Here is a 10,388-nt window from a genome sequence, read left to right as displayed (position 1 = left end):
ACTTTGAGTAATTCGCGCAGACCGGCGTCCAATTCAAACTCGTCCAGCGTCTTACCGAACGCCCGCATCGCGGCGTAAACTTCGGGCGCGACATCCGGCAGGCTCATGCGCGGGGTATGTGTTTGATCGGTCATTGTTCACTCCTCTTTCGCCTGGGAAATTATGAATGAGATTGTACCGTTCAAAATGGATTGACAACAGCCCCATATATCGCCAAAATAACGATACCACTTTGGAGAATGGGACACTTGCCGAAACGCGCCGCCGGAGCGATCTTGACGGGTTTGAGCCTGGACCGTACGCAGGGCACGCCCCTATACCGCCAGCTTTATGACGGTTTGCGGGATGCGATCCTCACCCAGCGTCTCATGCCCGGCGAGCGGCTTCCGTCCACGCGCACGCTTGCGGAGGAGCTCGGCGTATCGCGCCGTACAGTCGTCGATGCGTTTTTGCAGCTCTACGCGGAAGGGTATCTCGACGGCCGCATCGGCGCCGGAACGTACGTCGCCCAGACACTTCCTGATGACTTTGTGAAAACCGACGCTGTCTCCGCCCCGCCGATCTCCGAATCGTTCTCCAGCACTCCTCCGTTGTCCCGTCGATTTCTCGCACAACGCGCCCATACAGATCATGTGCTGGCGCAATTCCAAACGGACAAGGAACAGGGACGCGCATTTCTGCTGGGAACACCGGCGCTCGACGAGTTTCCAAATGCTCTCTGGGGACGGATCGCGGCGCGCATCGGGCGTGGGACAGCGGCTCACGCCGATTCCTATCAGCACTCGGCCGGACATCTGCCCTTGCGCGAAGCAGTGGCGGCCTATCTGGGCGGCGCACGCGGCGTGCGCTGCCGCGCGGAGCAAGTATTGATTGTCGCCGGAGCGCAGCAGGCAATTTCGCTGATCGCGCATGTCCTGATCGATCCAGGCGACTCGGTGTGGATGGAGGAGCCGGGTTACTTCGGCGCGAAGGGCGCCTTGCTGGGCGCGGGCGCGCACCTCGTCCCCGTACCCGTGGATGGTGAGGGGCTGGACTCAGCTCAGGGAAGACGGCTTGCCCCCAATGCGCGGCTGGCTTTCGTGACGCCCTCGCACCAGATGCCGCTCGGCGTCACCATGAGCCTTCCGCGCCGCCTCGCCCTTCTGGAGTGGGCGCGGGACGCGAACGCCTGGATCATTGAAGACGACTATGACAGCGAGTACCGATACGCAAGTCGCCCGCTCGCCGCCCTGCAAAGCCTGGATACTCATGAACGCGTAATCTATATGGGCACCTTCAGCAAGGTGCTCTTCCCCTCGCTGCGTCTCGGCTACATCGTCGCTCCCCCGAACCTCGTCGATCCCCTCACCGCCGCCCGGCGTCTCATGGACTCGCATTCACCTCTGCGCGATCAGCTGATTCTCACCGAGTTCATGCGCGAAGGCCACTTCGAGCGCCACATCCGGCGCATGCGCGCGCTTTATCACGAACGCCAATCCATACTCCTAGAGGCCGCGCGACGCGAACTCGCGGGGATTCTCGACATAGCGCCCGCAGACGGCGGCATGCACCTCGTCGGCTACCTGCCGCCCGGGACAGATGACCGGCAAGCGGCTCTTGAAGCCAAGCGCCAAGGAGTGCGAGCGCAGGCGCTCTCGTACAATTACCTGGAAGCTCCTGAAAGATCGGGGTTAGTTTTGGGTTACGCGGCGGCTTCGCCGGCGGAGATTATTGCGGGCATTCGGGGATTGGCGACGGCGTTACGCCGCCGCTAGAACTTCTTTCAGAAACTGAGCGATCGTGGATTTCCGTGTGGTCGCAGCAAGAAGAAGAGGCAACAGGACCTTCGGAACGCCCAGTTCATCTCGCCCTTGAATATCAACCCCATGAGCCATCAGCAGACGGACGGCCTCGACGCTGCCGCCCTGCACCGCATTCGTCATCACGTCCATCGGCCCACACATCGCCAGTGGTGAGGCGCCGGCGTCCAAAAGCGCCTCGACGGTCTTCGCGCTCCCGGCATGCGCCGCGCGCATCAGCGGCGTTATCCCATCTGCGTCCGGCTCATCGACACGGGCGCCTGCTTTGAGCAGAAGTCGCACAAGATCCACGCACCCCAGGTCGGCCGCTGACCAAAGTACAGAGCGACCCAGTGACGTCTTTTTATTGGGATCGGCGCCGATTTCCAGGAGCGCACGCGCCGTCTCGATCTGATTCGTATAGACAGCAGCGCTCAGTGGCGGAAGGAGCCGCCCTCCAACGAGGTCCGGTTCGGCATTTCGCTCGGCTAACGCCCGCACCATCGCCAAATCTCCGCTGCGGGCTGCCTCCGCCATGGCCGTGACGCCAGACTCCTTGATGGCGTTGATCTCAGCTCCATGCTCCAGAAGCAGATCGACGACATCTACATGGCCGCGACTGGCAGCCGCATGGAGCGCATTGGCCCCGAATATGTCCGCCGCACGAACATCGGCGTCGAGCCTCAAGAGGCGCCGCACCAGATCAAGATGGCCGCCTGCGGCGGCGGCGATCAGAGCCGTACCTCCGGAGGAACCCGGGATATTGACCGCGCCATTGTGGAGAACGCCTTTGAGCCTCAAGCGCTTCAAAAGCGCATTGACGGGCGCCCAGTCGCCCAGCGCCGCGACTTCCGGCAGACCGACGGGCGCTCCCGCAGCCTTCAATAATCGCACAACATCTGCAAAACCCGCCAGCGCCGCCGCGCCGATCGGCGTCTGCCCTCGCTGTGTTTTCCGATGAACATCCGCGCCGTGCTCCAGCAAGAGACGCACGCAATCGACATGGCCTCGTGATGACGCCGTCAAAAGCGCCGTACGTCCATATGGGTCCGCCCAGTTTACTGTCGCTCCATTCTCGATCAGTGTTCGAATGCAGTCTACTTGCCCGCCGTACGCCGCAGCCATCAACGCCGTAGCGCCGCCATCGTCAAGACGGTCCACATCGGCCGCCGGAAGCATCTGCGCAAGGCGATCCAAATCTCCATCTCGCGCCGCCTTATGGAGCGTCGTGCCATCGGCCTCCCGAAGCATCCCGAGAATCTCGGGATGGGAAACCGCCATGCTTTTCAGCGTCACGCGTGGTCCAAGGCCTCTCGGAGCGGCGCCCCGCTCCAGCAGCAAACGAACCACGCCCCTATGGCCACCCGTCACAGCAACCGTCAGCGCGGTAAGCTCATGCCGTGTCGCCTCTAAATCGGCCCCGGCGTCCAGCAGAATTCGGACGATCTCCTCGCAGCCACGTATGGCCGCATGGAAAAGAGGCCCCCCATCATCGGCGGCTTCGTTCACATTCGCTCCTGCATCGACCAATGCGTGTACGATATCGGTCTGGCTGCGAACGATCGCCCAGTGCAGGGCGGCAGCCCCATCCGCGCTCCGAATATTGACATCCGCGCCGGCGTCGATGAGCAAACGCACGATGGCTTCGGACCCGAAGAGGACCGCCCCCAACAGCGCCGAGCGGCCTTTCGAGTTGACCGCGTTCGCATCGGCGCCTTCCCGTAAAAGCAATTGTGCGATTTCGGTATGCCCGTGTCGGGCCGCGAGGATCAGCGCGGTGCTTCCCTTCGCGCTCCGGGCCTCGATATCCACGCCAGCCGCCAAGATTCGACGCACGTTTTCCAGGTTCCCCTGGGAGACAGCGTCCAGCAATTCGCTCATTGCGCCATCCTCTCTCGTCGCATTTAGTGTAAGCTCCAAAGCGTCACGCCGACCAGTGCGGCCGCCGTAATCACCCAATTATAAGCCGCATGGTGAAGCGTGCTGCGCTCGACGCCGCCTCGGAAGTACTGGAGCGTGAACCAGAGTCCGCCGATCGTCAGAGCCAGTCCCGCATACAGCGGCACGCCGACGACGCAGTGTCCAAGGCCAAATCGTAAGCTTCGCCACGCTCCCTGCTTCCAATTACGCGTCCCTTCCCGGTAACTTTTCTCCTCGCTCCGAGCGAATTTCGGAATGCTGACGGCGAAGAGAAGCAAAAACGCAATCCCATAGTATTTGATATGCGCAGGCAGCACACTCAAATTCGTGGCGGAACCATGCCCTCCGGGGATTAAATAAAGCCAGGACCGATTGAGCGCGGGAAAGAGATGCAGCAGCGTAAGGGCCGCCGTGGCGGTTACCAGTACGATGAGCAAGTTTTGGAACAGAATAGGAAAAGTCAACTGACGCACGACCGCCCAGGCGTCGGTCAGAAGACCGCGCCGTAAATTGCGGGCGAGCAGCCAGGTGAGAAACCCACACCAGGCGTACTGGGCGACACGCCAGCCGTGCGAGTCCGACCAGACCAATCCCCAGCCGTCCGCATCCTGTCCACCGGAAGCCACAGGATGCGGAACTCCAGCGATGATAGCCCAGCAGAGTGCGACAAAACCACTGAACATGAGCAGCGACACACCAAGACCAAGAGCCATCTTTACGTTGCTCATCGGCTCCGACTTCTCATCTTTCACTGACGGTTTCGCCTGCGCTGACCGCGACGCCTCCATCGTCTTCAAACCGGAGGCCATCATGTACTCGCTTTGCTCTCTTAACTGCTTCAGAATAGCGTCACGAACCGCCGCATCATGACGGGCAAGCTCCGCCATGGCGGCCTCAAGGGGGCTGTTATCTTCCGCAGGAACATTCGTGCTTGTCGACAGCGTCTTCTCGACGTCATCCATAAGTCAGCCCTTTCGTGGGTTCCGATGACGCCAGGGGCGCGAAGTGCGCGGGACAAACATTCGCAGGAGCCAGTGATCTCTATTCCAGCCGGAGCAAGCTTGATCGTTCATCAATCGGTGAGACACGTGAGCACCGCCAAAGTTGCACGACATGCGTCAAATAGCTTTCATTTCTCAGGACAAATATTCTGCGAAAACTATTCAGCTCGCCTCTTCACTCCAATATCTTTGTGTACTTATAAGCCCATAGCCCCCACTCGCTTAAGTCCGCGAGCAATCGGGATCGCGCCCATTTGTTTTAGTGCTTGCCTCCCGCCTCAATCAGCAGCGCAGTGACGCGCTTGAAGCCCTGTTTGCGGGCAAGAGAGAGCGCTGTTACGCCGTCCGCCGCAATCGCATTCACATTGGCTCCGTGGCGCAGGAGAAGACGAACGACTTCCGGATGCCCCTGGGGATTCGGGAGATCGTTTTGAGACGCTTGTGGGGAGCGTGCGGCGTCTGAGTCGTGATAAAATTCTCGTTTACTAGCGCTTTCCTCACGGGCAAAGTCATTCGAGCCGTCGTCAACCGCGAGCATCAGCGGCGTTCGTCCCTGCTTATCGATTTTGTTGACATTCGCGTGATGGGCGAGCAGCAGGGTCGTCATTTTCAAATCGCCGGCGGCCTGCATCAGGGCGGTCTGTTGTTCCTGGTTGACTGCGTCAACCTTCGCGCCATGGGCGAGCAGGATTTTGGCGCCGTCCGGCATACCCAAGGTGACGCACTGCACCAGCGGCGTCACTCCGCGCGCGTCGGCAAGGTTCACGTCCGCGCCGTGAGCGATCAGAAGGTCCACAGATCGTTTTGCAAACTGCTGCGCCTCGCGGATATCCTTCATATTTGAGCCGGAAAGCGAGCCGTCCTTCAGCATTTCCTCCTCGGCGAGTGCGCCAGACCAGGACTCCAGCGCTCCCATCAGCGCTGTTTGGCCATCCTGCATACTTCCGGGAGCGCCTGTTGTATCGCGTCCATTCACGTCCGCGCCTTTGCTGAGCAGCAGTTCGATGAGACCAGCCTGGCCGTCATTGGCGGCAACGAATAGGGCGCGGCTTTGGTTCGCGCGTACGTCCACGCCGGCCGCCAGGAGCAAATTGATAATCCTCTCCCTTGCGTCGAAGACGGATTTCCCCTGCTTCCCCTGGCTCGCGGCGGCGTCACGCGGGAGCCGCACAAACTCCCCGCCAGCCTCATGAACGGCGATCTCGAGCGCCTTTGGCCCCTGCTCGCCTTTGACATTCACGCCGCGCTCGATCAGCGTTGCGACGACATCCGCCTGAGCCTGCCTGACGGCTTCGGTCAGTGGAGTAATCAGCAATGCCCGAGTGGATGTGGCGGCGTTGATATCCGCGCCCCGGTCCAGCAACAAACGAACCTGGGGGAGGTCTCCGTAGAACGCCGCGAGGTGAAGCGCTGTCCTGCCTTTTTGCCCCTTCCGGTTCACATCCGCGCCGCGATCCAGCAGCAGCCGCGTCGTTTCGACGCTCCCGGACTTCATCGCCGCCATCAGCGGGGTCATTCCCTGCGCATCTGGCGCGTTGACATCGTCCCCGGCGTCAAGACGGGCGCGTACGCGCACGGGATCTCCAAACTGCGCAGCTTCATGAAGGTCCATCGGCGAGTGATCGCGCAGTACGGTGACGACATCGCTCCAGCCCCGTCCCGCCGCCCAGCGGATCGCCGACCAGCCCCGTTTATCCCGCAGCGATGGATCTGCGCCGCGCGCCAGCAGCGCCTGGACAACGCCGAGGTTATCCATCTGTGCGGCGAGCATCAGCGGCGTGGTTCCGTCCGCATCCGCCGCGTCGACCACAGCCCCATGTTCGAGCAGGACATTGGTCATTGCCAGAGCGCCCGAACTTTTCAGTCCGCCGGCCATAACGGCGTTATAGAGAGCGCTGCCGCCTGTCGGGAACTGCTTCGTCCGCGCATTCACGTCTGCGCCCTTCTCCAGCAATTTCTTAACCGATACAAGGTCATTCATGTCCACGGCGGCCATCAAAAGAGTGCGTCCAGCGTCAGTGTCTGAAGCGCTGGGCTGCGACACACGTTCGATCAGCAGACGGAAAATCGGCAGGTACTTCTTTCGAGCGTCGGCCAAATCCTGCGCCGCCAGCATTACCACAGGATATTGCCCCGGTTGTCCCTCCCAGCCAACCTTGGCGTCAGCAGTGGCGCCCTGGTCAAGGGCGGCTTGAACGGCAGATAATTTCCCTTGCCGCACCGCGTCCACCAGACGAACGTTTTGCGGCGTATCCGGTACGATGATCTGTTTAGGATTCCTAGGCGTGAGCTGAGCCTGCATCGGCTTCCGATTGTCCGGGGCGTCGACCGACTGTGCGTAAATCAAACCAACGGCGGATGATCCAGTGACTATAGCAGCGGCAAGGACAGAGAGATAACGTTTCATGGAGTCTCACTCTCAGAATAATATATTGCCATTATGCGTTCGCCCCAGCAAAACCTGCTCGCTTGTCATCGAATACCTGTTCATTCTCATTGTCTCAAACGACTACTCCAACTGCTTCGCATAATCGAATGCGTACTTGCACCAATTGTCGAAACTAGCAAGCTGTTTGAAACAAATCCAATCCAAGGCAGTCTCAGCATTTCGTGAGATCTTCAGAAGGCGATCGTACAACTCGGGATGCGTATGCAGTTCGTAATCATCGAATTCCCGAAAAATGTCTTCCGGGTTAGTCGGCAGAGGCGCAGAAAGCGCCTCCAGTACGGCGAGCACTTCCGCGTTCGCGGGATGCGGGAAACGCTGTTTGGGGTCGCCGGGATAGAATGACATTGCTTTGGGCCTTTGTTTCGTCTATTCGTCAAAAAGCCGCAACTGCAACGCCTCGGACTCCAATTTGTTGAACAAGGCGTTCGCGCGATCCTCCGTGACCGAATAATCAGGATCGTGACATTCTCTAAGTACGAGTAGGGTCAGTTGCTTCATTTGCCCCCAGACTGCATAGACTTCCGGCGTGAGTTCTGTTGGCAATGGCATAATTTCTTTATCTTTCTTAATAAGGAACGCGCGGTTCGATAAGAACGGGCAGTTGTTGTCAAGATACCCTGCGAAGGCAAAGAATTCGCTCAGACTATTGAATACTGTACTGTCTGGACGGTATACTATCTTAATGTACGCAAACAGCAAAAAGGCGATGCTGCTTCAGGCGGCGGCGCGAATCGTGCGGCGGGACGGGGTGTCCAAGCTGACTCAAGATGCGCTGGCGGAGGAGGCAGGGGTGAGCAAGGGCGGAGTGCTCTATCACTTTCCGAGCAAGTACGCGCTGATTGCGGCGCTGGCTAAGGAACGCATCGCGCAGTTTGAGGGAAACGTGGAGGCTTCGGTCGCTCAAGATGACCAAGAAGCAGGACGCTGGACGCGTGCGTATGTGCGGGCGTCGGCTGAGACGCAGGGGGATGGCGATCCTTCGGTGGGGCTGCTCGCGGCGGCGGCAAGCGATCCGGCGGTGATGGAGAAAATAAGAGAGCGGTTTGCGGAGTGGCAGGCGCGTGTGGAAACTGATGGGATTGATGAGGCGACGGCGACGCTGCTGCGATTGGCGGCGGACGGATTGTGGCTGACGGAGATGCTTGGGCTTGCGCCTCCGGCCGGGGAACTGCGTGAGCGCGTGGTGGCGCGAATGCTGGAACTCTCGCAAAGCCAAGAAGGAGTATAATACTCTAATGACACGCATTAAAATCTGCGGTATCACGAACCGCGACGACATGGAGGCGGCAGCGGCTTATGGAGTGGACGCGCTAGGGTTCATCGCCGTCCCCAACTCACCGCGCTTTGTGTCGCCGGAGCGCTTCGATGAGATCGCCACCCAGCCGCCTTTGTTTGTGAAACGCGTGGTGGTCGTGATGCGTCCCGAAGACTCCAATGACTATCCCGCCGATTACATCCAGTATTACCATGAGACCACGGACAAAGGTCAGTCCCGGCGCAATACGCATTGGCGCATCAAGTGCTTTCGGATGAAGGACGCCTCGACGCTGGACGAAATCCGAGCGTTCTCCGATCCCGTTTCAGCATTGCTGCTGGACACCTATCACAAAGATAAACTCGGCGGCGCAGGCGAGACGTTCAATTGGGACCTTGCTGTGGAAACGAAGCGCTTGAGCGGCAAGCCCATTCTCTTGGCAGGCGGACTGACGCCAGAAAACGTCGTCGACGCCCTGGAAGCCGTGCGCCCGGACTGCGTGGATGTCGCCTCCGGAGTCGAAAGCAGTCCCGGCGTGAAGGATCACACTAAGGTGAAGGCGTTCATTAAAGCCGTCCGCGCGTGGGACGCGCGGCAGGCGTAATTGATCTAACAGACAAGCATTTGACAACGCCCATACGCGAGTGTTAGAATATCAGAGTAAGCAGAAAGAAGTACGAATATGGCAGTTGACACGCTATCGGCCGAGAATTTGTATGTCGCGGACGCGCAGGGGCGGTTTGGCGGCGAGTTTGGCGGACGCTTCGTTCCCGAGACCATCATCCCCGCGCTGGACGAGTTGACGGAAGCCTACGCCAAAGCGAAGGCGGATCCCAAATTCCAGGAAGAGTTCGCCTACTACTGCAAGGATTATGTTGGACGCCCCACCCCACTGTTTTTCGCCGAAAAGATGACGCGCGAGCTGGGCGGCGCACAGATCTATTTGAAGCGCGAGGACCTCGCGCATACCGGCGCGCACAAGATCAATAACGCGCTCGGCCAGATTTTGCTCGCCCGCCGTATGAACAAGCCGCGTATCATCGCCGAGACCGGCGCCGGCCAGCACGGCGTCGCCACCGCCACCGCGTGCGCGCTCTTTGGCTACGAGTGTGAAGTCTACATGGGCGAGGAAGACATCGAGCGCCAGAAGCTCAACGTCATCCGAATGAACCTGCTCGGCGCCAAGGTCATCCCCGTCTCCAGCGGCACACGCACCCTCAAGGACGCGCTCAACGAAGCGATGCGCGACTGGGTCACCAATGTCCGTAACACGCACTATATTATCGGCACCGTCGCCGGCCCGCACCCCTATCCCACGATGGTCCGCGATTTCCAGAGCGTGATCGGCCTTGAGTCGCGCCAGCAGATGCTCGAAGACACAGGCGGCTTGCCCGACGTGGTCGTTGCATGCATCGGCGGCGGATCGAATGCGATGGGCATCTTCTACCCGTTCGTCCACGATGAAGGCGTTCGCCTGATTGGCGTCGAAGCCGCCGGACATGGCGTACATACAGAGCATCACGCCGCCACGCTGACCGCCGGCTCCAAAGGCGTCCTGCACGGCTCGGCGTCGTACGTTCTTCAGGACACGCATGGGCAGGTCCGCAGCACCCATTCGATTTCCGCTGGCCTGGACTACCCCGGCGTCGGCCCCGAGCACGCTCACTTCAAGCAGCAAGGCCGCGCCGAATACGTCTCCGTGACCGATGAAGAAGCGGTGGAAGCGTTCCAGTGGGTCGCCCGATCCGAAGGCATCATCCCTGCCCTCGAAAGCTCCCACGCCTTTGCCTATGTCCGCAAGCTGGCGCCGACGCTTCCGAAAGACCAGAAGCTGATCGTATGCCTCTCAGGACGCGGCGATAAAGACGTCGATCAAGTCGCGCGGCGGCTGGGGATGCTGTAGAGAGCCCTCATCCCTCAGAGTTGGCCCGCGGGTATAAAACCCACATCTGGGAGCGAAGCGCTAACCGTCCGTGCCGGACGGA

9 protein-coding genes are annotated in these 10,388 nt (G+C 60.1%); 4 read left to right on the top strand and 5 right to left on the bottom strand.

Annotated elements, in window-relative coordinates:
- The first annotated feature begins 248 nt into the window (after positions 1–248).
- On the top strand, positions 249–1,754 hold the full coding sequence (locus ABIZ35_RS28285) for a PLP-dependent aminotransferase family protein (RefSeq protein ID WP_348223298.1): 1,506 nt from the start codon (positions 249–251) through the stop codon (positions 1,752–1,754).
- Here the strand turns inward: ABIZ35_RS28285 and ABIZ35_RS28280 are convergent.
- The 5 genes from ABIZ35_RS28280 to ABIZ35_RS28260 all read right to left on the bottom strand — a co-directional run bounded on the left by ABIZ35_RS28280 (position 1,740) and on the right by ABIZ35_RS28260 (position 7,697).
- Positions 1,740–3,659 carry an ankyrin repeat domain-containing protein gene (locus tag ABIZ35_RS28280; protein WP_348223297.1) on the bottom strand — a complete coding sequence of 640 codons (1,920 nt, stop codon included), beginning with the start codon at positions 3,657–3,659 and terminating at the stop codon, positions 1,740–1,742. The genes ABIZ35_RS28285 and ABIZ35_RS28280 overlap by 15 nt on opposite strands.
- Positions 3,660–3,682: 23 nt before the next feature.
- Positions 3,683–4,660 carry a hypothetical protein gene (locus ABIZ35_RS28275; RefSeq protein WP_348223296.1) on the bottom strand — a complete coding sequence of 326 codons (978 nt, stop codon included), beginning with the start codon at positions 4,658–4,660 and terminating at the stop codon, positions 3,683–3,685.
- Between the two features lie 298 nt (positions 4,661–4,958).
- Positions 4,959–7,106 (bottom strand): ankyrin repeat domain-containing protein, encoded by a 2,148-nt coding sequence (locus ABIZ35_RS28270; RefSeq protein ID WP_348223295.1) that lies wholly within the window; start codon positions 7,104–7,106, stop codon positions 4,959–4,961.
- Between the two features lie 102 nt (positions 7,107–7,208).
- The gene (locus tag ABIZ35_RS28265) at positions 7,209–7,493 is read right to left on the bottom strand and encodes a hypothetical protein (RefSeq protein ID WP_348223294.1); all 285 of its coding nucleotides are present in this window, start codon (positions 7,491–7,493) and stop codon (positions 7,209–7,211) included.
- A gap of 21 nt (positions 7,494–7,514) precedes the next feature.
- On the bottom strand, positions 7,515–7,697 hold the full coding sequence (locus tag ABIZ35_RS28260; protein WP_348223293.1) for a hypothetical protein: 183 nt from the start codon (positions 7,695–7,697) through the stop codon (positions 7,515–7,517).
- Between the two features lie 133 nt (positions 7,698–7,830).
- Between ABIZ35_RS28260 and ABIZ35_RS28255 the strand changes: the two genes are divergently transcribed.
- The 3 genes from ABIZ35_RS28255 to trpB all read left to right on the top strand — a co-directional run bounded on the left by ABIZ35_RS28255 (position 7,831) and on the right by trpB (position 10,306).
- Positions 7,831–8,376, top strand: a complete 546-nt coding sequence (locus tag ABIZ35_RS28255; protein ID WP_348223292.1) for a TetR/AcrR family transcriptional regulator — start codon at positions 7,831–7,833, stop codon at positions 8,374–8,376.
- Between the two features lie 7 nt (positions 8,377–8,383).
- On the top strand, positions 8,384–9,007 hold the full coding sequence (locus ABIZ35_RS28250) for a phosphoribosylanthranilate isomerase (protein ID WP_348223291.1): 624 nt from the start codon (positions 8,384–8,386) through the stop codon (positions 9,005–9,007).
- 78 nt (positions 9,008–9,085) lie between these two features.
- Positions 9,086–10,306: a tryptophan synthase subunit beta gene (gene trpB, locus ABIZ35_RS28245; RefSeq protein WP_348223290.1), complete on the top strand. Its 1,221-nt coding sequence runs from the start codon at positions 9,086–9,088 to the stop codon at positions 10,304–10,306.
- The last annotated feature ends 82 nt before the right edge of the window (positions 10,307–10,388 follow it).

This window comes from Capsulimonas sp. (assembly GCF_039929585.1).
Classification (GTDB): Bacteria; Armatimonadota; Armatimonadia; order Armatimonadales; family Capsulimonadaceae; genus Capsulimonas.
This window is presented reverse-complemented; position numbering and strand designations above follow the sequence as displayed.